A 23,289-nucleotide genomic window follows, 5' to 3' on the forward strand; every position below is an offset into this window, starting at 1 on the left:
GTGCATGTCGTACTCGCCGGTGGGGGGACCGCCGGCCACATCGAGCCCGCGCTCGCCCTCGCGGACGCCCTGCGCAGGCAGGACCCGACCGTGGGGATCACGGCCCTCGGCACGGAGCGGGGGCTGGAGACCCGTCTCGTACCGGAGCGGGGCTACGAGCTGGCGCTCATCCCCGCCGTCCCGTTGCCGCGCAAGCCCACACCAGAGCTGATCACCGTCCCCGGGCGGCTGCGCGGCACCATCAAGGCCGCGGAGCAGATCCTCGAGCGCACGAAGGCCGACTGCGTCGTCGGCTTCGGCGGTTACGTGGCCCTCCCCGGCTACCTGGCCGCCAAACGGCTCGGCGTACCGATCGTGGTCCACGAGGCCAACGCCCGGCCCGGCCTGGCCAACAAGATCGGTTCGCGGTACGCGGCCGGGGTCGCCGTCGCCACGCCCGACAGCAAACTCCGCAACGCCCGCTACATCGGCATCCCGCTGCGGTACACCATCGCCACCCTCGACCGGGCGCGGGTCCGCCCCGAGGCGCGCGCCGCGTTCGGCCTGGACCCCAACCTGCCGACGCTGCTGGTCTCCGGCGGCTCGCAGGGCGCCCGGCGGCTGAACGAGGTGGTCCAGCAGGTCGCCCCGGTCCTCCAGCGCTCCGGCATCCAGATCCTGCACGCGGTCGGCCCGAAGAACGAACTGCCGCACGTCGACAACATGCCGGGTATGCCGCCCTACATCCCGGTACCGTACGTGGACCGGATGGACCTCGCGTACGCCGCGGCCGACATGATGCTGTGCCGCGCGGGCGCGATGACCGTCGCCGAACTCTCCGCCGTCGGGCTGCCGGCCGCGTACGTACCGCTGCCGATCGGCAACGGCGAACAGCGGCTCAACGCCCAGCCGGTGGTCAAGGCGGGCGGCGGCCTGCTGGTCGACGACGCCGAGCTGACGCCCGAGTGGGTCCAGGGCAATGTGCTCCCGGTGCTCTCCGACCCCCACCGGCTGTACGAGATGTCCCGCGCCGCCGCCGAGTTCGGCCGCCGGGACGCCGACGACCTGCTCGTCGGCATGGTCTACGAGGCGATCGCGGCACGCCACAGGGCGTGAGAAGGCAGGGAGCATGGCCGGGCCGACGACGACCACCGAGCGCGGCGCGCCGGGCCTGAGACGGCCCAAGGGGGCGAAGTCCAGGGGCGCCCGCCCCAAGGGCGGCAGGCCCGGACGGCCGTCCCCGGCCCGGCCGTCGCTCCGGTGGCGTCCGGGGCCCGGTGGCGTCCGCCGGGCGCTGCCGGGGCCCCGCGCGGTGCTCCTGATCGTGACCGCCCTGTTCCTGCTCGCGGGCGGGGTGTGGCTGTTCTACGGCTCCGCCTGGCTGCGGGTCGAACAGGTCACCGCCTCGGGAACGCGTGTCCTGACGTCCGCTCAGGTCAAGGCGGCCGCGGCGGTGCCGGTCGGGGCGCCCCTGGCGTCGGTCGACACCGGCGAGATCGAGGGCCGGCTGCTGCGTGCCCTGCCGCGCGTGCGGTCGGCGGACGTCGTCCGCTCCTGGCCGCACGGGATCTCGCTGACCGTGGTCGAGCGCACGCCGGTCCTGCTCGTGGAGAAGGGCGGGAAGTTCACCGAGGTGGACGCGACGGGTGTGCGCTACGCCACGGTCGACGCGTCCAGGGCCCCCAAGGGGGTACCCCTGCTGGAGCTGACGGCGGACCGGTCGCCCAGCCTGCGCCGGTTCGGCACCGCCCGGCTGACCGCGGAGGCGGTCCGGGTGGCGGGCGACCTGCCGGCGCGGGTGGCGGCCGAGGCCAAGGTGCTGCGCGTCCGTTCGTACGACTCCATCAGCCTGGAAATGACCGGCGGACGGACCGTGGTGTGGGGCAATGGTGAGGACGGCGAGGCGAAAGCGCGTACGCTCAGCGCACTGATGAAGGCGGCGCCCAAAGCGGGGCACTTCGACGTGAGTGCGCCGACCGCCCCTGCGGCGTCGCGGAGTTGACGCACATACGCCCTGGCCAGCACCCTGGTTGGTCAGCGCTATGGGTGATCACATAGGGTGAAAAGAAAAACGGGAGGTTCGGCGTGTTCGTTGAACGTGCGCCACTTGTCGACTTAGTGTCCTGTTCGGAAGAGTCCAGCGAACAGAGACACTGGTAACCCTAAACTTCAACGTTAGGGTTTGGGTCGGCGTTTCGGACCGTCCCATCGGCATCCGTCGTCGCGGCGCGAGACCACCGCGTAGTGGCGACACGTAACTCGAGGCGAGAGGCCTTCGACGTGGCAGCACCGCAGAACTACCTCGCAGTCATCAAGGTCATCGGTGTCGGCGGCGGTGGTGTCAATGCCATCAACCGAATGATCGAGGTCGGTCTCAAGGGCGTCGAGTTCATCGCCATCAACACGGACGCGCAAGCACTGTTGATGAGCGACGCCGACGTCAAGCTCGACGTCGGCCGTGAACTCACCCGCGGCCTCGGGGCCGGAGCGAACCCGGCAGTCGGTCGCAAGGCGGCAGAGGACCACCGTGAGGAGATCGAGGAGGTCCTCAAGGGGGCCGACATGGTCTTCGTCACCGCAGGCGAAGGCGGCGGCACCGGCACCGGCGGCGCGCCCGTCGTCGCCAACATCGCCCGATCGCTGGGCGCCCTGACGATCGGTGTGGTGACCCGCCCCTTCACTTTCGAGGGCCGGCGCCGCGCCAACCAGGCGGAGGACGGCATCGCCGAGCTCCGCGAAGAGGTCGACACCCTCATCGTCATCCCGAACGACCGGCTGCTGTCCATCTCGGACCGCCAGGTCAGCGTGCTGGACGCGTTCAAGTCCGCCGACCAGGTGCTGCTCTCCGGCGTCCAGGGCATCACCGACCTCATCACCACCCCGGGTCTCATCAACCTCGACTTCGCCGACGTCAAGTCGGTCATGTCCGAGGCGGGCTCGGCCCTCATGGGGATCGGCTCGGCCCGCGGCGACGACCGCGCGGTGGCGGCCGCCGAAATGGCGATCTCCTCGCCGCTGCTGGAAGCCTCCATCGACGGCGCCCGCGGGGTGCTGCTCTCCATCTCCGGTGGCTCGGACCTCGGCCTGTTCGAGATCAACGAGGCCGCGCAGCTGGTCAGCGAGGCGGCCCACCCGGAGGCGAACATCATCTTCGGCGCGGTGATCGACGACGCCCTCGGCGACGAGGTGCGGGTCACCGTCATCGCGGCCGGCTTCGACGGCGGCCAGCCTCCGGCCCGGCGGGACAACATCCTGAGCGCCGGGTCGAGCAAGCGCGAGGAGCCCGCGCCCCCGGTGCGGGCGGCCGAGCCGCCCCGCCCGGTGAGCGGCCTCGGCACCGTTCCGGTGCGCGAGGAGTCGCCGGCCCCGGCGCCCGAGCCCGCCCCGGCGGCGAGCGACAGCTCCCTGTCGGTCACCCCGCCGGCGGTCCCGCCGGCCCGCCCCTACCCGGACACCTCGGCCGAGGAGCTGGACGTCCCGGACTTCCTGAAGTGACCGCGTGACGTGATAGGGCAGCACGACTCAGTGAGCGGCGCGCACTTCGCCTTCACCGACCGGTGGGGCGGGGTGAGCGCCGTTCCGTACGAAGAGCTCAACCTCGGCGGAGCGGTCGGCGACGACCCCGGTTCCGTCACGGCCAACCGCCGGCTCGCCGCCGGAGCGCTGGGGCTCGACCCCCGGCGGGTCGTGTGGATGAACCAGGTGCACGGCCGGGACGTCGCCGTGGTGGACGGCCCGTGGGCGCCGGACCGGGAGGTCCCGGCGGTGGACGGGGCGGTCACCGCCCGTCGCGGGCTCGCCCTGGCGGTGCTGACCGCCGACTGCACGCCCGTCCTGCTGGCCGACCCGGTCGCGGGTGTGGTGGGCGCGGCGCACGCCGGCCGCCCCGGGATGGTGGCGGGTGTCGTGCCGGCCACCGTCGAGGCCATGATCGCGCTGGGCGCCGAGGCGTCGCGGATCATCGCCCGTACCGGTCCGGCCGTGTGCGGGCGCTGCTACGAGGTTCCCGCGGCCATGCGGGACGAGGTCGCCGCCGTCGTACCGGAGGCGCACGCCGAGACGAGTTGGGGCACTCCGGCCGTGGACGTGACCGCCGGTGTGCTCGCCCAGCTCGACGCGCTGGGGGTGCACGACCGGCGCGCGTCGGAGGTCTGCACGCGCGAGTCGCGCGACCACTACTCGTACCGCCGCGACCGCACCACGGGGCGACTCGCCGCATATGTCTGGCTTGATGGGGGCACCACCCGGCCGAAGGCCGGGGGAGGGTAAGCAGATGACGGACCGCAAGGCGCAACTCGCCGAGAACCTGGCGCGAGTGGAGGAGCGCATCTCCGCCGCGTGCGCCGCCGCCGGACGTGAGCGCGAGGACGTGACCCTGATCGTGGTCACCAAGACCTACCCCGCGAGCGACGTGCGGCTGCTGCACGAGCTGGGTGTCCGCCATGTCGCCGAGAACCGGGACCAGGACGCGGCCCCGAAGGCCGCCGCCTGCGCGGACCTCGACCTGACCTGGCACTTCGTCGGTCAGTTGCAGACCAACAAGGTGCGTTCCGTGGTGGGTTACGCCCACGAGGTCCAGTCGGTGGATCGGTTGAAGCTCGTCACCGCACTGTCGAGCGCCGCGGCGCGCGCCGGGCGCGAGCTGGGGTGCCTGATCCAGGTCGCCCTGGACGCGGAGTCCGGTGAGCGGGGCGAGCGCGGTGGTGTCGCGCCGGACGGCGTCGAGCGGTTGGCCGACGCGGTGACCGCCGCGCCGGGGCTGCGGCTCGACGGGCTGATGACGGTCGCGCCGCTGGCCGGCCCGTACGCGGGGCGCCAACGGGCCGCGTTCGACCGGCTGATGGAATTGGCATCGGGCCTGCGCGCGTCCCGTCCGGCTGCGAACATGGTGTCAGCAGGGATGAGTGCGGACCTCGAGGACGCCGTGGCGGCCGGGGCGACACATGTGCGCATCGGTACGGCGGTACTCGGAGACCGACCCCGGCTCGGGTAACGTCGCGAAGCAAGTCGGACCACAGCAGAAAATATGGTCATTTCCGCCGAACAGCGGACAGGCCTCGTGGATCGCGGGCACGTGGTGACGCTGTGCCCACTAATGGTGAGGGCGATCCACCACAGAGCGGAGGACTCAGAGAATGGCCGGCGCGATGCGCAAGATGGCGGTCTACCTCGGCCTCGTGGAGGACGATGGGTACGACGGCCGGGGTTTCGACCCCGATGACGACTTCGAACCCGAGCTGGAGCCGGAGCCCGAGCGCGACCGACGGCGCCACCAGCCCCCGCACCAGCCTTCGCACCAGGCGGAGCGCGAGGAGCCGGTGCGGGTCGTCCAGCAGCCCCCCGTGCAGCGCGACCCCGTTCCGCTTCCCGCTGAAAGTGGACGTCCGGCACGAATCGCCCCCGTGGCATCCATCACACCTGAACGACCGAGCCTGGAGAAGAACGCACCGGTGATCATGCCCAAGGTCGTGTCCGAGCGGGAGCCCTACCGCATCACCACACTTCACCCCCGGACCTACAACGAGGCCCGTACCATCGGGGAACACTTCCGCGAGGGCACGCCTGTGATCATGAACCTCACCGAGATGGATGACACGGACGCGAAGCGACTTGTCGACTTTGCCGCCGGTCTCGTCTTCGGGCTGCATGGCAGCATTGAGCGAGTGACGCAGAAGGTGTTCCTGCTCTCTCCTGCTAACGTCGATGTCACGGCGGAGGACAAGGCCCGTATCGCAGAGGGCGGATTCTTCAACCAGAGCTGAGAGCACGACACCGGGAACGGCCGGCCGGAGGGCCGGTGAACATGGGATCAGGGGAGAGGGAAGCGCGGGATGAGCGTCGCACTACAAGTGATCTACATCGCTCTGATGTGCTTCCTTGTCGTCCTGATCTTCCGGCTGGTCATGGACTACGTCTTCCAGTTCGCCCGTTCATGGGAACCCGGGAAGGCGATGGTGGTCGTTCTTGAGGCCACCTACACTGTCACCGATCCACCACTGAAGCTTCTGCGGCGGTTCATCCCGCCGCTGCGTCTCGGGGGCGTGGCACTCGACCTGTCCTTCTTCGTTCTGATGATCATCGTCTACATCCTGATCTCCATCGTGAACAGCTTCATGATGAGGGTGTGAGGGTGTAGCGATACGGTCCTGCCGACTGCCGACGACTACGTAGAGGTGAAGGAAAGATGCCGCTGACCCCCGAGGACGTGCGGAACAAGCAGTTCACGACCGTCCGCCTCCGAGAAGGCTATGACGAGGACGAGGTCGATGCCTTCCTCGACGAGGTCGAAGCCGAACTGACGCGTCTGCTCCGTGAGAACGAGGACCTGCGCGCCAAGCTCGCCGCCGCCACGCGCGCGGCCGCGCAGAACCAGCAGCAGCAGGGTATGCGCAAGCCTCCGGAGCAGCAGGACCAACGGCCCGTCGGCCCCGGGGCCCCCGTGCCCGCCGGGATATCGGGTCCGCCGGTCCAGCAGCAGCCCCCGCAGATGGGTCCCCCCCAGCTGCCCGGTGGTGCTCCTCAGCTGCCGGCCGGTCCCAGCCACGGCGGCCCGCAGGGCCAGCACGGCCCCGGCCCCATGCAGGGCGGCCCCATGGGTGGCCCGATGGGCGGTCCCATGGGTGGCCCCATGGGCGGTCACGGCCCGCAGATGCCGCAGCCCGGTCAGGGCCCCGGCGGCGACAGCGCGGCCCGTGTCCTCTCCCTCGCGCAGCAGACCGCCGACCAGGCGATCGCGGAGGCCCGTTCCGAGGCCAACAAGATCGTCGGCGAGGCACGCTCGCGCGCCGAGGGTCTGGAGCGCGACGCCCGCGCCAAGGCGGACGCCCTGGAGCGGGACGCGCAGGAGAAGCACCGCGTCGCGATGGGCTCGCTGGAGTCGGCCCGCGCCACGCTGGAGCGCAAGGTCGAGGACCTGCGGGGCTTCGAGCGCGAGTACCGCACGCGCTTGAAGTCCTACCTGGAGAGCCAGCTGCGCCAGCTGGAGACCCAGGCCGACGACTCGCTGGCGCCGCCGCGGACGCCGTCCGCCGCGCCGTCGCTGCCGCCGTCCCCGTCGATGGCGTCGGCCGGTGCGAGCGCCCCGTCGTACGGCGGCAACCAGACCATGGGCGGCGGTCCGTCCATGGGTGGTGGCCCGTCCTACGGCGGCCAGCAGCAGATGTCGCCCGCGATGACGCAGCCGATGGCACCGGTGCGGCCCCAGGCGCCGCAGCCGATGCAGCAGGCTCCGTCGCCGATGCGCGGCTTCCTCATCGACGAGGACGACAACTGACGGGGGCGGTCGCGCGATCCGCGCGTAGCCGTCGGTAGGCAGAAGGGCCGGGGCCCGGGACGTACATCGTCCCGGGCCCCGGCCCTTTGCGCGGTGGTGCCGGGCGGGGTGCCGGGTCGGCGCCGGGCCCCCTCGGCCGTGGGGCCCCGTGACGGGTGGCCCGCCGGGGGTCGCCGTCGGCCGCTGCCGGGCGTGGTGGGTGCCGTGCGGCGCCAAGTGCCGGGCGGCCGGTGCGTGCGGACGAGGAAGGGCCCGGCCACTGTCGGTGGCCGGGCCCTTCGGTGGTTCGCTACGCCTTGCGGAGGCGGAACGTGAGGGACAGGCCCTCGTCGGTGAACGGCTCGCCGTACGAGGCGTCCGCGTCGGTGGACGCGAAGTCCGTGGCCAGCACCTCGTCCGCGATCAGCTCGGCGTGGTCCCCGAGCGCCGCGACGACCTCCGGGTCGGTGGACTCCCAGCGCAGGGCGATACGGTCCGCGACGTCCAGGCCGCTGTTCTTGCGGGCCTCCTGGATCAGCCGGATCGCGTCACGGGCCAGGCCCGCGCGGCGCAGCTCCGGGGTGATCTCCAGGTCCAGGGCGACCGTGGCGCCGGCGTCCGAGGCGACCGACCAGCCCTCGCGCGGGGTCTCCGTGATGATCACCTCGTCCGGGGTGAGAGTGATCGTCTCCCCGTTGACGTCGAGGGTCGCCTCGCCGTCGCGGAGGGCGAGGGAGAGCGCCGCCGCGTCCGCCGCCGCGACCGCCTTGGCCACGTCCTGGACGCCCTTGCCGAAGCGCTTGCCCAGGGCCCGGAAGTTCGCCTTGGCGGTCGTGTCGACGAGCGAGCCGCCCACCTCGGAGAGCGACGCGAGGGAGGTGACGTTCAGCTCCTCCGTGATCTGCGCGTGCAGCTCGGAGGACAGGGCCTCGAAGCCGGTGGCGGCCACCAGGGCGCGGGAGAGCGGCTGGCGGGTCTTCACGCCCGACTCCGCGCGCGTGGCGCGGCCCAGCTCCACCAGGCGGCGCACCAGGGCCATCTGGGACGAGAGCGCGGGATCGATGGCGGAGAGATCGGCCTCCGGCCAGGTGGAGAGGTGGACGGACTCGGGCGCGTCGGGGGTCACGGGGACGACCAGGTCCTGCCAGACCCGCTCCGTGATGAACGGCGTGAGCGGGGCCATCAGGCGGGTGACGGTCTCGACGACCTCGTGCAGCGTCCGCAGGGCCGCCTTGTCGCCCTGCCAGAAGCGGCGCCGGGAGCGGCGTACGTACCAGTTGGAGAGGTCGTCGACGAACGCCGAGAGCAGCTTGCCGGCGCGCTGGGTGTCGTACGCCTCCAGCGCCTGGGTGACCTGGTCGGTCAGCGCGTGCAGCTCGGAGAGCAGCCAGCGGTCCAGGACCGGGCGGTCGGCCGGGGCCGGGTCGGCGGCGGAGGGGGCCCACTGCGACGTACGGGCGTACAGCGCCTGGAAGGCGACCGTGTTCCAGTACGTGAGGAGCGTCTTGCGGACGACCTCCTGGATGGTGCCGTGGCCCACGCGCCGGGCCGCCCAGGGCGAGCCGCCGGCCGCCATGAACCAGCGCACGGCGTCGGCGCCGTGCTGGTCCATCAGCGGGATGGGCTGGAGGATGTTGCCCAGGTGCTTGGACATCTTCCGGCCGTCCTCGGCCAGGATGTGCCCGAGGCAGACCACGTTCTCGTACGACGACTTGTCGAACACGAGGGTGCCGACGGCCATGAGCGTGTAGAACCAGCCGCGCGTCTGGTCGATGGCCTCCGAGATGAACTGCGCCGGGTAGCGCTTCTCGAACAGGTCCTTGTTCTTGTACGGGTAGCCGTACTGCGCGAACGGCATCGAACCCGAGTCGTACCAGGCGTCGATGACCTCCGGGACGCGGGTGGCCGTCTCCCGGCAGGTGGGGCAGGGGAAGGTCACGTCGTCGATGTACGGCCGGTGCGGGTCGAGGGACGACTGGTCGGTGCCCGTCAGTTCGGACAGCTCGGCGAGCGAGCCGACGCACGTGAGGTGGTTCTCCTCGCAGCGCCAGATGGGCAGCGGGGTGCCCCAGTAGCGGTTGCGGGACAGGGCCCAGTCGATGTTGTTGTTCAGCCAGTCGCCGAAGCGGCCGTGCTTGACGGAGTCCGGGAACCAGTTGGTGTTCTCGTTCTCCTCCAGGAGCCGGTCCTTGACGGCCGTCGTGCGGATGTACCAGGACGGCTGGGCGTAGTACAGCAGCGCCGTGTGGCAGCGCCAGCAGTGCGGGTAGCTGTGCTCGTACGCGATGTGCTTGAAGAGCCGTCCCCGGGCCTGGAGGTCGGCCGTGAGGGCCTCGTCGGCCTTCTTGAAGAACTGGCCGCCGACCAGCGGCAGGTCCTCCTCGAAGGTGCCGTCGGGCCGGACCGGGTTCACGACGGGCAGGCCGTACGCGCGGCAGACCTTGAGGTCGTCCTCACCGAACGCGGGGGACTGGTGGACCAGACCGGTGCCGTCCTCGGTGGTGACGTACTCCGCGTTGACCACGTAGTGGGCGGGGGCCGGGAAGTCGATCAGGGCGAAGGGGCGCTCGTAGGTCCAGCGCTCCATCTCGGCGCCGGTGAAGGACCGGCCGGTGGCCTCCCAGCCCTCGCCCAGGGCCTTGGCGAGCAGGGGCTCGGCGACGACCAGCTTCTCCTCGCCGTCGGTCGCGACGACGTAGGTCACCTCGGGGTGGGCGGCGACGGCCGTGTTGGACACCAGGGTCCAGGGGGTCGTCGTCCACACCAGGAGCGCGGCCTCGCCCGCCAGGGGGCCGGAGGTCAGCGGGAAGCGGACGAAGACGGAGGGGTCGACCACCGTCTCGTAGCCCTGCGCCAACTCGTGGTCGGACAGGCCGGTGCCGCAGCGGGGACACCAGGGGGCGACGCGGTGGTCCTGGACCAGCAGGTCCTTGTCGAAGATCTGCTTCAGGGACCACCAGACCGACTGCACGTACTCCGGGTCCATGGTGCGGTACGCGTCGTCCAGGTCGACCCAGTAGCCCATCCGGGTCGTCAGCTCGGCGAACGCGTCCGTGTGGCGGGTCACCGACTCCCGGCACTTGGCGTTGAACTCGGCGATGCCGTACGCCTCGATGTCCTTCTTGCCGGAGAAGCCGAGCTCCTTCTCGACGGCGAGCTCGACCGGCAGGCCGTGGCAGTCCCAGCCGGCCTTGCGGGCGACGTGGTAGCCGCGCATGGTGCGGAAGCGGGGAAAGACGTCCTTGAAGACGCGGGCCTCGATGTGGTGCGCGCCGGGCATGCCGTTGGCGGTGGGCGGGCCCTCGTAGAAGACCCACTCGGGGCGGCCCTCGGACTGCTCAAGGGACTTCTGGAAGACCTCGGCCTCGCGCCAGAAATCGAGCACGGCGTGCTCGAGGGCGGGCAGGTCGACCTGGGCGGGTACCTGGCGGTACTGCGACATCGAATCCTCCGGCGGACTGTTCCTCGTTCCGTCGGAGGGACGAGAGCGCCTGCGCTGCGGCCGGCTCCCGCGGTACCACCCTCCTTGGCCCCGGACGCCTCGGCGGCGCCCTGAGCCCCCTCATTGGGGTCGCGATGCCGGTTCTACTCACCCCGCGGTCGCCCGCGCGGGCTTTCTTCCGGCGGCTCCGGGGTGATGCTTCACATCGGGCTCGCCCCCGGGCTCTCACCGTCCCCGGGTCGCTCATGGCTGCGTACGACGCTACTCGTCCCCATCCAAGCCTTTCGCTGAGCCCAGTGTAAGGGCCCGGTCGGACAACGGCCGACCGCTTTGCGCACGGCGGTCGCGTGACCCGAATGGCCACACCCGGTCCGGCCGCCCCAGGACGCCTCAGGGGGCGATTTGCGGCGCTGGGAGCTGGGCACAACGGATGCAGGTCGCCCCCGCCGCGGGCACGGGGCGTCCGCGACGGCGGCGTGCCCCGTTGCCGCGGGGCTTGAGTCGATTTATCGTCCCAGCACGATTCGCGAGCAAGATCACAATATGTGAAGGGGCCGCGAGATGGTGGCGAAGAAGACCGCCGCGAAGAAGACCGCCGCGAAGAAGGCGGCGTCCGGCAGATCCACCGCTACCGCGAAGGGCGCGGCGGCCAAGGACACGACGGGGAAGAAGAGCACGGCGAGCACGGCGTCGAAGCCGGCGGCACGCGCGCGCAAGACGGTCGCGGAGAGGTCCGGGGGCGCGGCGGCCCCCGAGCGCGGCGCCGCCGCTGCCGCGAAGAAGGCCGACCGGTCCGCGAAGCGGGCGGAGACGGCGGAGGCCGCCGCGTCGGCGCCGCGGGGGTCCGCCGCGTCCTCCGGCCGTGGGGCCGCCGAGCGGGCGGGCCCGGCGGCCGGGAAGCCGGGCGGACGGCGGGCGGCGGGGACGACCGCTCCGGCGGGGGGCCGGAGGACCGCCGAAGAGGCGCCTGCCGCCCCGGGCGGCGGAAAGGCGGCCGTCAAAAAGGCGACGAGCGGGAGGGCGCCCGCGAAGAAGACGGCCGGCGCGGGTGTGGCCGCCGAAAAGAAGGGCAAGAAGGCGACTGCCGGTAAAGCGGTGCCCCGCGCGGACGAGGCGGTCCGCGAGAAGGCGTCCGCCGGGAAGGCGGGTGGTGGCGGGGCGGTCGCGGGGGAGGGCGGTGCGGTGACGGGGAGTACGGCTGCCGGGAAGGCGCCCGCTCGTAAGGCGCCCGCCAACAAGGCGCCCGCCGGCAAGGCGTCCGCCGGCGAGGCCGCCACGGTTGCCGGGAAGGCGCCCGCTCGTAAGGCGACCGCCAAGAAGACGACCGCCAAGAAGACGACCGCCCGGAAGGTGTCCGCCGGGAAGGCCGGCGGTGGTGGGGCGGTGACGGGGAGCACGGCCGGCGAAGAGGCGCGCGCGCCCGGAGCGGGCCGGAGCGGGCCGGCGGAGCGGAGGACGGCCGCCGGGCGGAGCGACGCGGAGGCCCCGGCGTCCCGGAAGCCGGCGTCCCGCCGGAAGGCGAGCGCCACGGCGGCGGCCGGGGAACAGGACGCGGCGGTGGACCCGTCCCGGGTGGCGAAGGGTGCCGGGGCGGCGTCTCGTAGGAGGGCGGCCGGTGAGCCGGGCGACGCGAAGGGCGCCGCCGGCAGCCGGACGGGAAGCAAGCGCGCGGCCGCCAAGGCCGCGGGAAAGGCCGCGACCGCGGCCGAGGGGGCGGCCGAGGCCGCGGAACAGACAGGAGCCAGGACAGTGGCAGCGAAGAAGACCGCGGACGTGACCACGGCACCGGCCGCCTCGGCCGTACCCCCCGCCCGGGGCGTCGCCGGAACGGCACCGGAGGAACTCGCCGTACGGCCCGGGGAGGAGCCCTGGAGCCCCGAGGAGGTCGCGGAGGCGCGTGCCGAGCTGGAGGGCGAGGTGACCCGCCTCCAGGCGGAGATCGCCGCCTCCGAGGAGGCCCTGTCCGGGCTGATGCGGGACTCCGGGGACGGCGCGGGGCACGACGAGGCCGACACCGGCACCAAGAACATCACCCGTGAGCACGAGATGGCGCTCGCCGCCAACGCCCGCGCCACGCTGGAACAGACCCAGCACGCGCTGCAGCGGCTCGACGCGGGGACGTACGGGCTGTGCGAGGTGTGCGGCAAGCCGATCGGCAAGGCGCGCATGCAGGCCTTCCCGCGCGCCACCCTGTGCGTGGAGGACAAGCAGAAGCAGGAACGGCGAGGCTGAACCCGCACGTGTGTGCCGTACCCTCGTGCTCAGTAGGCACCTAGGTTGAGGGACTCACGTGGCAGAGGTGGAGCGCACCATCGGTACGCCGGATCTTGACGACGAGGCCGCGGCGCCCGCGGAGCCGCCCAGGGGCAGGCGCCGCGTCATGGCGCTCTTCGTCGTGGCCATGCTGGCCTACCTGCTCGACCTCGGCAGCAAGATGCTCGTGGTGGCCAGGCTGGAGCACCACGAGCCGATCCAGGTGATCGGCGACTGGCTGCGGTTCGTGGCGGTGCGCAACCCGGGCGCGGCGTTCGGGATGGGCGAGGCCTTCACGGTGATCTTCACCTGTATCGCGGCGGCGGTCATCGTGGTGATCATCCGGCTGGCGCGCAAGCTGTACAGCCTGCCGTGGGCGATCGCCCTCGGACTGCTGCTCGGTGGCGCGCTGGGCAACCTCACCGACCGGATCTTCCGCTCGCCCGGCGTCTTCGAGGGCGCGGTCGTCGACTTCATCGCGCCCGCGCACTTCGCGGTGTTCAACCTGGCGGACTCGGCGATCGTGTGTGGCGGGTTCCTCATTGTGATCCTGTCGTTCCGGGGGCTGGACCCGGACGGGACCGTTCACAAGGACTGACAAGGCATACTCGACGGGTGAGCACGATTCCCGAGATCCGTACGCTGCCCGTTCCCGATGGCCTCGAAGGCGAGCGTGTCGACGCCGCCATCGCCCGTATGTTCGGGTTTTCCCGGACCAAGGCGGCAGAGCTGGCCGCCGCCGGGAAGGTGCTCGTCGACGGCGCCGCCGTCGGCAAGTCCGAGCGGGTGAGCGGGGGCGCGTGGCTCGAGGTCGAGATGCCCGGCGCCCCGGCCCCCGTGCAGATCGTCGCCGAGCCCGTCGAGGGCATGGAGATCGTCCACGACGACGACGACATCGTCGTGATCGTGAAGCCGGTCGGCGTGGCCGCGCACCCCAGCCCCGGCTGGACCGGCACCACCGTGATCGGCGGCCTCGCGGCGGCCGGGTACCGGATCTCCACGTCCGGCGCGGCCGAGCGCCAGGGCATCGTCCACCGCCTGGACGTCGGCACCTCCGGGCTCATGGTCGTGGCCAAGTCGGAGCGGGCGTACACACTGCTCAAGGCGCAGTTCCGGGACCGTACCGTCGACAAGCGCTACCACGCGCTCGTGCAGGGGCACCCGGACCCGCTGAGCGGCACGATCGACGCGCCGATCGGCCGCCACCCGAACCACGACTACAAGTGGGCCGTGACGGCGGACGGCAAGGCGTCGGTGACCCACTACGACCTGATCGAGGCGTACCGCGCGGCCTCCCTGCTCGACATCAAGCTGGAGACCGGCCGCACCCACCAGATCCGCGTGCACATGTCGGCCCACCGCCACCCGTGCGTCGGCGACCTCACCTACGGCGCCGACCCGACGATGGCGAAGCGGCTCGGCCTCACCCGGCAGTGGCTGCACGCCGTGCGCCTCGGCTTCGAGCACCCGGCCGACGGCCGGTGGGTCGAGTTCGAGAGCACCTACCCGGCGGACCTCCGGTCCGCCCTGGACAGGATCGCCGCGGAGAGCGCATGAGCGCATTCGTCGTACGGGAGTCCCTGAGCGACGCCGACCGGCAGGCGGGCTTCGCCGTCCGCCGTGAGGTCTTCGTCGTCGAGCAGGGCGTGCCGGAGGACCTCGAGTACGACGCGTACGACGCCACCGCCGTCCATGTGCTGGCCGTACGCCGCGCCGACGGGGCCGCCCTGGGGACCGGCCGGCTGCTGTACGGGGCCGACGCGGCCGGGAAGACCGGCGGCGCCGAGGGCGTCGGCTCGCTGGGCCGGCTCGCGGTGGCCGGACCCGCGCGGGGCCTCGGGGTGGGCGCCGCCCTGGTGCGGGCCATCGAGGACGCGGCACGCGCGCGCGGCCTGACGGCGGTGGACCTGCACGCCCAGACCCGGGCGACCGGCTTCTACGAGCGGCTCGGGTACGAGGCGTACGGCGAGGAGTTCCAGGACGCGGGCATACCGCACCTGGCGATGCGCCGCAGGCTGTGACTCCCGTGGCAGGGTTGAACCCCTGATCATCGTCGTGGAGTGAACGGCCGGAGGGCGCGCCATGGACCAGCTGGCTCTGCTGCTCGTACTGCTGCTGGGGGCGGTGGTGACCGTCCCCCTCGGGGAACGGCTGAGCCTGCCCGCGCCGGTCCTGATGACGCTCGCGGGGATCGTCCTCGCGCTGCTGCCCTTCGTGCCGAACGTGGAGATCCCGCCGGAGTTCATCCTCCCGCTGGTGCTCCCGCCCCTGCTCTACGCGACGGTGCAGCGGACGTCGTGGCGGCAGTTCACGGCCAACAAGCGCCCCATCTTCCTGCTGGCGGTGGCGCTCGTCTTCGTCACCACGGCCGCCGTCGCCGCCGTGGCGAGCGCCGTGGTACCGGGCCTGCCGATCGCCGCGGCCGTCGCGCTCGGCGCCCTCGTGGCACCGCCCGACCCGGTCGCGGCGACGGCCGTCGCGGGCTCCCTGGGGCTGCCGCGCCGGCTCGTGTCGATCCTGGAGGGCGAGGGGCTGTTCAACGACGTCACGGCGATCGTGCTCTATCACGTGGCGATCGGCGCGGCCGTCGGCGGAACGTTCTCCTGGGGGCGGGCGGCGGGCGAGCTGGTGCTGTCCGCCGTCGTCGCCGTGGTCGTCGGGCTCGCGCTGGGATGGCTGTCCAACAGGCTGATGGAGCTGCTGGGCGACGCCACGCTCCAGACCGGCCTCACCCTCCTGGTGCCCTTCGTGTCGTACGTGCTCGCCGAGGAGCTGCACGGCTCCGGGGTCCTCGCCGTCCTCGTCACCGCCCTGTTCCTCGCCGAACACGCGACGGACGCCGACGACGTCATGGGCCGGATCGCGGGGCGCACCTTCTGGGAGATCGTCGACACCCTCGTCACGGGCGTCGCCTTCGGGCTCATCGGCCTGGAGCTGCACAACGTCTTCGGCACGTCCGACGGGCGGGAGCTGCGGATGCTGGGCTGGGGCGCCGCCATCGTCGCGTGCGTGGTCGGCGTACGACTGCTGTGGCTGCTGCCGGCCACGTGGCTCGCCAAGCGCCTCCACACGCGGCGGGACTACGACGAGGAGATCCCCATGAGCTGGCGGGAGACCGTCGTCATGTGGTGGGCGGGCATGCGGGGCGTGGCGTCGGTCGCGCTGGCCCTCGCGATCCCGCTGCGCACGGAGGACGGGTCGCCGTTCCCGGGCCGGGACGAGATCGTGTTCATCGCGTTCTGCGTCATCATGGCGACCCTCGTGCTCCAGGGGCTCACCCTGCCGTGGCTGGTGAGGAGGCTCGGCGTGCGCGCCGACACGGACGCGGAGCGGGACCTGGAACGGAAGCTCGCCCTCCGGGCCGCCGGGGCCGCGAAACGGCGGTTGAAGGAGATCCAGGAGGTGGAGGACCTGCCGGACGAGCTCCAGGAGCGGCTCCACCGCGTCGCCTTCGACGTGGGGGTGCGGATCAGCCCCGACCTGGTCGACGAGGAGCGGCGGTCGGCCTCCGCCAAGCGGGCGGAGCGGTTCAAGGTGATGCAGCGCGTCCAGCGGGAACTGATGTCGGCCGCCCGCCACGAGGTCCTGGCGGCCCGCAGCGAGCCCGGCGCCGACCCGGAAGTCGTCGACCGCGTGCTGCGCCACCTGGACGTGCGCAGCCTGCGGTGACGCCCCGGCCCGGAGGGGCGCCCGGGCGGCCCCGGGAGCGACGGGGGTGGGAACGCGGGCGGGGGGCCGGGCGGGTCAGCCGCGGCCCGTGCGGGGCGCGTCCTTGGCCGGGGCGTCGCCGTCCAGCACGTAGTTGTCCGCGTTGTTGCTGTGGACCTCCGCGGGGCGCGGCTGGCGCGGGATCGCCCTGCCGCGCGCCGGCCACTGGCCGTCCGGGGGCAGCGACGCCGCGGACGTGGCGACGCGGGGCAGCGCGTACGGGTGCTCCTCGCACAGCCAGGTGATCATCTGCTCGCGGACGACGCACCGCACGGTCCAGATGTCGTCCGCGTCCTTCGCCGTGAGGACCGACCGGACCTGGATCGTGCTCGGGGTGGTGTCGGTGACGGCGAGCGACCAGTCGCGCCCGTCCCAGGCGGGGCAGTCCGCGAGGATGTCCTTGAGCTTCTCGCGCATCAGGCCCACCGGCGCCGAGTGGTCCAGGTGGAAGAAGACCGTGCCGGTCATCTGGGCGCCGCCCCGGGACCAGTTCTCGAACGGCTTGCTGGTGAAGTACGACACCGGCATGGTGATCCGCCGCTCGTCCCACGTCCGTACGGCCAGGAACGTCAGCGTGACCTCCTCCACCACGCCCCACTCGCCGTCCACCACCACGGTGTCGCCTATGCGCACCATGTCGCCGAAGGCGATCTGGAAGCCGGCGAAGAGGTTCCCGAGCGTCGACTGGGCGGCGACACCGGCGACGATGCCGATGATCCCCGCGGAGGCCAGCATCGACGTACCGATCGTCCGGAAGTCCGGGAACGTCAGCAGCATCGCGGCGACCGCCACCACGCCGACCACGGCGGTGACGATCCGCATGATCAGCGTCACCTGGGTGCGGACCCGGCGCACGCGCGCGGTGTCGCGGCTGGACGAGGCGTACCGGGCGTAACTGGACTCGACTATGGCCGCGGCGATCCGGACCACCAGCCACGCGCTCGCCCCGATCAGCACCAGGGACAGGACCTGGCCGATCCCGGCCTCGCGGTCCTCGATGACCGACCACTGCGTCTGCCGGTACGAGCCGCGCAGCAGCGCTGTGAGCAACACCACCTGCAAGGGCAGCCGACAGCGGCGCAACAGCCCCCACAGGGGGGTCTCGTGGTGCCGGGCGTCGGCTCGGCGCAGCGTGACGTCGGCGAGGTAGCCGACGACCAGCGTGAACACGACCGACCCACCGACGACGGTCAACGGGCGCAGTACGTTCTCCATGGCTCCTGGATCCCAGCTGGCAGGATGGCCGGATGAACATCATGCTCTTCCACTCGGCCTACGGTCCGCGCCCGGCCGTGCACGCCGCAGCCGACCGGCTGCGCGCCGCCGGGCACCACGTGCACGTGCCCGACCTCTACGGCGGTCAAACGGCCGACACGATCGAGGAGGGCATGGCGATCAAGGAGGAGATCGGTAGGGAAGAGCTGCTCAAGAGGGCCGTCCTGGCCGCGGCGCCCTACTCCGGGCAAGGGCTCGTCTACGCCGGGTTCTCCCTGGGCGCGTCCGTCGCGCAGACCATGGCGCTCGGTGACGAGCGGGCGCGGGGGCTGTTGCTGATGCACGGCACGTCCGACATCGCGCCGAACGCCTCCGTGGACGGGCTGCCCGTGCAGCTGCACGTCGCAGACCCGGACCCGTTCGAGCCGCACGACTGGCTGAACGCCTGGTACCTGCAGATGGGGCGGGCGGGCGCGGACACCGAGGTGTACCGCTATCCCGGTGCCGGGCACATCTTCACCGACCCGGGCCTGCCGGACTACGACGAGGACGCCGCGGAGCGGGCCTGGTCGATCGCGACGGCCTTCCTGGAGAGCCTGTGAGTCCGCGCCGGGACGGTCCCGGGCGGGACGGTCCCGGCGCGGGGCACGGTGTCGCGTCGCGTGACCGCGACACCGTCCCCGTGGGCCGTTCGGAGGGCCCGTGACCAGGGGCTGCGGGGGCTCGGGTCACGGCGGCCCGGGGCCGTGACCCGGCGCCGGGGGCGTCCCGGCGCGGGGGGCGTCAGACGGCCCGGTACGCGGTCCAGTGGTCCTTCATGCGCTGCACCTGGCCGCCCGTGAACTGGTACATGCAGGCGTCGTACGTGTAGTCCATGAAGTTGTGGATCGGGTCGGCGCCGGTCTTGTTGACGCAGGTGTCGCGTCCGGCCGGGCACTCGTAGGCCGGGCTCTTCTCGGCGGGCGTGTCGGTCACGTAGTCGCCGTTGCCGCTGCAGCCGCCCTGGAAGGTGTGGTAGAGCCCCATCCAGTGGCCGACCTCGTGGGTGCCGGTGTCGCCCTCGGCGTAGTTGGCGGCCGAGCCGCCCGGGAGGGAGGCGTCGAGCACGACGACCCCGTCCATGGTCGGGTTGGACTTGTACGAGGACGGGAAGGTCGCCCAGCCGAGGAGGCCGCCGCCGAGGTTGGCCGTGTAGAAGTTGAGCGCCCCGGCGCCGCCCTTGCGGAGGGCGGACTTCATGGCCTTCTCCTCGGCGGATCCCGAGCTGAGGTTGTACCAGGCGGCGTTGTTCGTCCAGTCGGTGCCGGCCAGTGAGAACTGGAAGCCGGAGTCGGCGTTCCCGGTGCCCTGGCCGCCGAAGGCGGAGTTGAGGACGGCCATCTGCGCGTTGATGTCCGTCGTGCTGAGCTTGCCGGTCTCGCCGTCGTGGATGACGTGGAAGTAGACCGGGATGGAGGTGGCGGCTGCGGCGTCCGCGCGGCTGCCGTTCGCCCGGGCCGCCTCCAGTCTCTTCCTGAGGTCCGCGTCCATGGCCTTGGCCTTGGCGTCGGTCACCTCGTTGGGCTCGTGCGCGTCGCCGGCACCCCCGGGGTGGATCTCACGAGCGGAGGCGGCGCCCGAACCGTCGGCGCACTCCTCGGTGACCGCCGGGGCCGGCGACGAGGCGGCGGCGACGCCCGTCGGCGCGGAGAGCGGGAAGAGGGCCAGGGATCCGGCCATGACCGCCGTGCTCAGAACACGACGGTGCATACGCGGAGATATTCGGGCAAGAGCACGCATGGTGACTCCTCGCGGGGGCTGTGGAGAGGGCCTTCCTCGCCACCGCGGGGAGATTACGTGGCCATGTCAGATCTTGATGAGCATTGAACAAGCCCAATCAATCGTTGAGTAGATGAAGACATCCGGGGGAAATCCTCCGGCCTGTTTCAGACTTCGAGACGTCTCCGTAACGGGCCGGGTGCCGAAGGCGGACGGTGTGTCCCCTTTCGATCTCCGGAACACGCCGCCCGCCACGGGTCGGTGATCTGTTGTCAACAGAACTGTATTTGGCTGAAAACGATCGCTGATGGCTCGTCAGCGGACCGGTGCGTTCACCCGCTCGACCTTCTGCGTTCCACTGAGCGTCCGGTACGAGCGGATCCAGGCCGAGGACGCGTCGGGCCTCGTCTTGTCGGAGACCGTGTAGTAGTCCATCTGCGAGCGCTCGGCGGTCACGTCGAGGACGCCGTACCCGTGGTTGTCCATGTCGACCCACTTCACGTGCCGGTTGGCGCCCCGGAGCGCCGCCGCCGCCACCAGCGAGACCGTTCCGGGAGCGACGCGCAGGATGTCGTCCAGGTTGTCGGAGGTCACCGACGTCACCACGAACTCGGTCGCCGCCGACCGCGACACCGGGTAGGTGGCGGCCGTCACCGGCACGTCGTTGGCCCAGGCCATATGGATGTCACCGGTCAGGAAGACCGTGTTGGTGATGGACCGCTCCGTCAGGTGGGCGAGCAGCTCCCTGCGGTCGTCCGTGTAGCCGTCCCACTGGTCGACGTTGATCGCCAGGCCGCCCTTGGGCAGCCCCAGCAGCTCCGCGACCGGCCCCAGCAGGTGGGCCGGCAGCGAGCCGAAGGCGACCGGCGAGATCATCACCGAGGTGCCCACCAGCTTCCAGGCCGCGTCGGAGGAGGCCAGCCCGGCCTTCAGCCAGTCCAGCTGGGCGCGCCCGGTGATCGTGCGGTCGGGGTCGTCGACCCGGCCGCTGCCCGTCGACGCCTGCTGGGAGCGGAACGAGCGGAGGTCCAGCAGGTGCAGGTCGGCCAGCTTGCCGAAGCGCAGCCGGCGGTAGACCGTGCCCTCGGTGGAGGCGCGGACCGGCATCCACTCGAAGTACGCCCGCTTCGCGGCCGCCGCCCGGACCGCCCAGTCGCCCTCGGTGCCCGGGGTGTGGTTGTCCGCGCCGCCGGACCAGGTGTCGTCGGCGAACTCGTGGTCGTCCCAGATGGCTATGACGGGGTGGGCGGCGTGCAGTGCCTGGAGGTCGGGGTCCGTCTTGTAGGTGGCGTGCCGCAGGCGGTAGTCGGCGAGGCCGACCGTCTCGTGCTGTGGCTCGTGCCGCCGCACGACGCGGTCCGGACCGGGGTAGGCGCCCGTTCCGTACTCGTATATGTAGTCGCCGAGGTGGAGTATCGCGTCCAGGTCGGAGCGAGCGGCGAGGTGGCGGTACGCGGAGAAGTGGCCGGCCTCCCAGTTGGCGCAGGAGACCACGCCGAAGCGGACGCCGGGCGTGCCGGCGTCGGCGGCCGGCGTGGTGCGGGTCCGGCCGACGGGGGAGACGGCCGCCGAGGGGTCCGTACCGGCCGAGAAGCGGAAGTAATGGGCGGTCTCCTGGCGCAGGCCCCTCACGTCCACCTTCACGGTGTGGTCGGAGGCGGCCGTCGCCGTGACGGCGCCCCGTGCCACGACGCGGGTGAAGGCCCGGTCCTCGGCGACCTCCCATCTCACCTCCGTGTCGGCGCCTCTGCCCGATCCGGGCAGGGCGTCGGGGGACGGGGTCACCCGCGTCCACAGCAGGACGCCGTCGGGCAGCGGGTCGCCCGAGGCGACACCGTGGAGGAAGGCGGGCGCCTGCACGTCCGCCGAGGCGGACGTCGCGGTGGCGAGGACAGGAGCGGCGACAGCGGTGGCGGCAACGGCCTTGACGACCGTGCGGCGGCTGGGGGAAGGAAGGAGGCGACTGGTCACGGCCGATCAGATTACTGATCGGTAGAGCGTCCGGGCGGGCGAACTCCCCAGTGTTCGCCCGCCCGTTGGCCGAAAGCCGTGCTCCGCTCGCCGGAGCTATCCCTTGAGTGCCTTGTCGATCGCCGCGGTGAAGTCGGGGACCGTCATGGGGGCGTTGCCGCGGGCGTCGGTGACGGGCTTGCCGTCCATCTTCAGGGTGGGGGTGCCCTTCACGCCGCTGTCGTCGAAGGCCGCCGACATCTTGAGCGCCCAGGCGTCGAAGGTGCCTTCCTCGACGTCCTTCCTGAACGCGGCGTTGCTCTTCAGGGCCGGGACGGTGTCGGCGATCTCCAGGAGGTAGGAGTCCTTGGCGAACTTGTCCTGGCTCTCCTCGGGGTGGTACTTCGCCGAGTAGAGCGCGGCCTTGTAGTCCAGGAACGCCTCCGGGCCGACGTTCAGGGCGGCCCCCAGCGCCGACAGCGCGTTCTTGGAGCCCTCGCCCTGGTCGCTGTTGTCGATGAACGTCGCGCCGACGTACCGGAGCTTGTACTTGCCGGCGGCGACGTCCTTCTCGATCGTCCCGCCCACGCCCTGCTCGAACGTGGCGCAGATCGGGCAGCGGGAGTCCTCGTAGATCTCCAGCGTCTTCTTGGCGGCCGGCTTGCCGATGACGAGGGTGGTGCCGTTCTCTCCCGAGGTGTTCTCGGGGGCGGTGACGTTCTCGCGGTCCTTCATCGCCTCCCAGTGGGAGGGCTTGTTCGCCTGCATCACGGCGTAGCCGACGCCGCCGGCGACCGCCAGGACGACGATCGCCGAGACGCCGACGGTGACCTGCCGGCGGACCTTGTCCTTCCTGGCCTGGCGCTCGCGCTCCTGGCGCAGCCGCTCGCGGGCCGCCGCCTTGTTCGCCTGGCTGTTGCGTGCACTCATGGTGGTGTTCTCCGTGGAATTCCGTACGTAAGGGGGGACTGCCGGTGTCAGGCGGCCAGGGCCGCCCGGCACGGCGGTCCGCGCCGCCCCACGGAGTGCACGAGGAGGCGGGTACGGGAGACACGCGGCCGGCCCACGAGCCGCACGCCCCGGCGCACCGCCGGGCCCACCGCCCCGGCCGCCGCGACGGCGAGCAGCAGGGGCCGGAACGCGGAAGCGGCCACCGACCGCACCAGCCCGGCCAGCGCGCTCTCGCCCCGCCGCAGCCAGGCCGAGGCGATCAGCCCGACCGTGACGTGCGCGGCGAGCAGCAGCCAGGGCAGCGCCGGGTCGGGGGAGCGGAGCAGGGCGGCGGCGCCGCCCTCCGGGACCACGACACCGGGCAGCGGGGCGCCCACGGCGCCGCCGCACAGCACATCGACGCCCACCGACCGCAGGGACCCCGCCACGGGGCCGCCGGCCGGTCCGTAACAGACGTGCTGGCCGGTGGTGAACACCGTGTCGGCGGCCAGCTCCAGCGGGACGAGGAGCGCCGCGATGCCCCAGAAGCCGCGCTCGGCGCCCGCGAGCGCGTACGCGGCGCCGAAGACACCGGCCGTGACGCCAGCGACGGTCACCACCGGCAGCGGGACCCCGGACAGCAGCACGTGGGAGGCCACCGACAGCGTCACGACCAGTGCCGTGAAGAACGCTGCCCGCAGCCACCTGAGCCGGGTCCCGGATATGCCGTCCATCGCCGAGAGTGTGCCACGCCCGCCCATAAGCGGTCCCTAAAGGATCCGGCCTTCGCGGCCCCTGCCGG

The 23,289-nt window shown here is 72.0% G+C and carries 21 protein-coding genes; 14 read left to right on the forward strand and 7 right to left on the reverse strand.

Going from position 1 to position 23,289, the window contains the following annotated elements:
- From murG to IE109_RS01465, 8 genes are all read left to right on the forward strand, one after another.
- Positions 1 to 1,095, forward strand: coding sequence for an undecaprenyldiphospho-muramoylpentapeptide beta-N-acetylglucosaminyltransferase (murG, locus tag IE109_RS01430; RefSeq protein ID WP_189548543.1), 1,095 nt, complete (start codon positions 1 to 3; stop codon positions 1,093 to 1,095).
- A 13-nt stretch (positions 1,096 to 1,108) separates the two neighbouring features.
- Positions 1,109 to 1,981 carry a cell division protein FtsQ/DivIB gene (locus IE109_RS01435; RefSeq protein ID WP_189548544.1) on the forward strand — a complete coding sequence of 291 codons (873 nt, stop codon included), beginning with the start codon at positions 1,109 to 1,111 and terminating at the stop codon, positions 1,979 to 1,981.
- 278 nt (positions 1,982 to 2,259) lie between these two features.
- The gene (gene ftsZ, locus IE109_RS01440) at positions 2,260 to 3,474 is read left to right on the forward strand and encodes a cell division protein FtsZ (RefSeq protein WP_189548545.1); all 1,215 of its coding nucleotides are present in this window, start codon (positions 2,260 to 2,262) and stop codon (positions 3,472 to 3,474) included.
- 9 nt (positions 3,475 to 3,483) lie between these two features.
- On the forward strand, positions 3,484 to 4,248 hold the full coding sequence (gene pgeF, locus IE109_RS01445) for a peptidoglycan editing factor PgeF (protein WP_189548546.1): 765 nt from the start codon (positions 3,484 to 3,486) through the stop codon (positions 4,246 to 4,248).
- Positions 4,249 to 4,252: 4 nt separating this feature from the next.
- On the forward strand, positions 4,253 to 4,972 hold the full coding sequence (locus IE109_RS01450) for a YggS family pyridoxal phosphate-dependent enzyme (RefSeq protein ID WP_189548547.1): 720 nt from the start codon (positions 4,253 to 4,255) through the stop codon (positions 4,970 to 4,972).
- 142 nt (positions 4,973 to 5,114) lie between these two features.
- Positions 5,115 to 5,741 carry a cell division protein SepF gene (locus IE109_RS01455; RefSeq protein WP_189548548.1) on the forward strand — a complete coding sequence of 209 codons (627 nt, stop codon included), beginning with the start codon at positions 5,115 to 5,117 and terminating at the stop codon, positions 5,739 to 5,741.
- 69 nt (positions 5,742 to 5,810) lie between these two features.
- Complete coding sequence (locus IE109_RS01460) at positions 5,811 to 6,107, forward strand: YggT family protein (RefSeq protein ID WP_064071639.1); 297 nt, start codon at positions 5,811 to 5,813, stop codon at positions 6,105 to 6,107.
- Between the two features lie 56 nt (positions 6,108 to 6,163).
- The gene (locus IE109_RS01465) at positions 6,164 to 7,252 is read left to right on the forward strand and encodes a DivIVA domain-containing protein (protein WP_189548549.1); all 1,089 of its coding nucleotides are present in this window, start codon (positions 6,164 to 6,166) and stop codon (positions 7,250 to 7,252) included.
- 289 nt (positions 7,253 to 7,541) lie between these two features.
- On the opposite strand, the gene ileS is transcribed toward IE109_RS01465, so the two are convergent.
- Both ileS and IE109_RS32925 read right to left on the reverse strand, forming a co-directional pair.
- On the reverse strand, positions 7,542 to 10,673 hold the full coding sequence (gene ileS, locus IE109_RS01470) for an isoleucine--tRNA ligase (protein WP_189548550.1): 3,132 nt from the start codon (positions 10,671 to 10,673) through the stop codon (positions 7,542 to 7,544).
- A gap of 536 nt (positions 10,674 to 11,209) precedes the next feature.
- Complete coding sequence (locus tag IE109_RS32925; protein WP_229890429.1) at positions 11,210 to 11,746, reverse strand: hypothetical protein; 537 nt, start codon at positions 11,744 to 11,746, stop codon at positions 11,210 to 11,212.
- Between IE109_RS32925 and IE109_RS01475 the strand changes: the two genes are divergently transcribed.
- The 5 genes from IE109_RS01475 (at position 11,724) to IE109_RS01495 (ending at position 16,595) form a co-directional block, all read left to right on the forward strand.
- Complete coding sequence (locus IE109_RS01475; protein WP_229890431.1) at positions 11,724 to 12,905, forward strand: TraR/DksA family transcriptional regulator; 1,182 nt, start codon at positions 11,724 to 11,726, stop codon at positions 12,903 to 12,905. The two genes, IE109_RS32925 and IE109_RS01475, sit on opposite strands and share 23 nt — an antisense overlap.
- Before the next feature lie 58 nt (positions 12,906 to 12,963).
- Positions 12,964 to 13,524, forward strand: coding sequence for a signal peptidase II (gene lspA, locus IE109_RS01480; RefSeq protein ID WP_189548552.1), 561 nt, complete (start codon positions 12,964 to 12,966; stop codon positions 13,522 to 13,524).
- Between the two features lie 17 nt (positions 13,525 to 13,541).
- Positions 13,542 to 14,483: an RluA family pseudouridine synthase gene (locus tag IE109_RS01485; protein WP_189548553.1), complete on the forward strand. Its 942-nt coding sequence runs from the start codon at positions 13,542 to 13,544 to the stop codon at positions 14,481 to 14,483.
- A complete protein-coding gene (locus IE109_RS01490) occupies positions 14,480 to 14,947 on the forward strand; it encodes a GNAT family N-acetyltransferase (protein ID WP_189548554.1) in 468 nt (155 codons plus the stop codon). The genes IE109_RS01485 and IE109_RS01490 overlap by 4 nt, the downstream gene beginning before the upstream one ends.
- 61 nt (positions 14,948 to 15,008) lie before the next feature.
- Positions 15,009 to 16,595, forward strand: coding sequence for a Na+/H+ antiporter (locus IE109_RS01495; protein ID WP_189548555.1), 1,587 nt, complete (start codon positions 15,009 to 15,011; stop codon positions 16,593 to 16,595).
- 75 nt (positions 16,596 to 16,670) lie between these two features.
- Here the strand turns inward: IE109_RS01495 and IE109_RS01500 are convergent, their stop codons facing one another.
- On the reverse strand, positions 16,671 to 17,849 hold the full coding sequence (locus tag IE109_RS01500; RefSeq protein ID WP_189548556.1) for a mechanosensitive ion channel family protein: 1,179 nt from the start codon (positions 17,847 to 17,849) through the stop codon (positions 16,671 to 16,673).
- 5 nt (positions 17,850 to 17,854) lie between these two features.
- Here IE109_RS01500 and IE109_RS01505 point away from each other — a divergent pair, with 5 nt between their 5' ends.
- Positions 17,855 to 18,451 (forward strand): dienelactone hydrolase family protein, encoded by a 597-nt coding sequence (locus IE109_RS01505; RefSeq protein WP_373297615.1) that lies wholly within the window; start codon positions 17,855 to 17,857, stop codon positions 18,449 to 18,451.
- Positions 18,452 to 18,632: 181 nt separating this feature from the next.
- Here the strand turns inward: IE109_RS01505 and IE109_RS01510 are convergent, their stop codons facing one another.
- From IE109_RS01510 to IE109_RS01525, 4 genes are all read right to left on the reverse strand, one after another.
- Positions 18,633 to 19,568 carry a zinc metalloprotease gene (locus IE109_RS01510; RefSeq protein WP_189548558.1) on the reverse strand — a complete coding sequence of 312 codons (936 nt, stop codon included), beginning with the start codon at positions 19,566 to 19,568 and terminating at the stop codon, positions 18,633 to 18,635.
- Positions 19,569 to 19,922: 354 nt separating this feature from the next.
- A complete protein-coding gene (locus IE109_RS01515; RefSeq protein WP_189548559.1) occupies positions 19,923 to 21,578 on the reverse strand; it encodes an alkaline phosphatase D family protein in 1,656 nt (551 codons plus the stop codon).
- A gap of 96 nt (positions 21,579 to 21,674) precedes the next feature.
- A complete protein-coding gene (locus tag IE109_RS01520; protein ID WP_189548560.1) occupies positions 21,675 to 22,487 on the reverse strand; it encodes a DsbA family protein in 813 nt (270 codons plus the stop codon).
- Positions 22,488 to 22,534: 47 nt separating this feature from the next.
- The gene (locus IE109_RS01525) at positions 22,535 to 23,221 is read right to left on the reverse strand and encodes a hypothetical protein (RefSeq protein ID WP_189548561.1); all 687 of its coding nucleotides are present in this window, start codon (positions 23,219 to 23,221) and stop codon (positions 22,535 to 22,537) included.
- Positions 23,222 to 23,289: the final 68 nt, after the last annotated feature.

The organism is Streptomyces lavendofoliae, assembly GCF_014649735.1.
GTDB classification, from domain to species: Bacteria; Actinomycetota; Actinomycetes; order Streptomycetales; family Streptomycetaceae; genus Streptomyces; species Streptomyces lavendofoliae.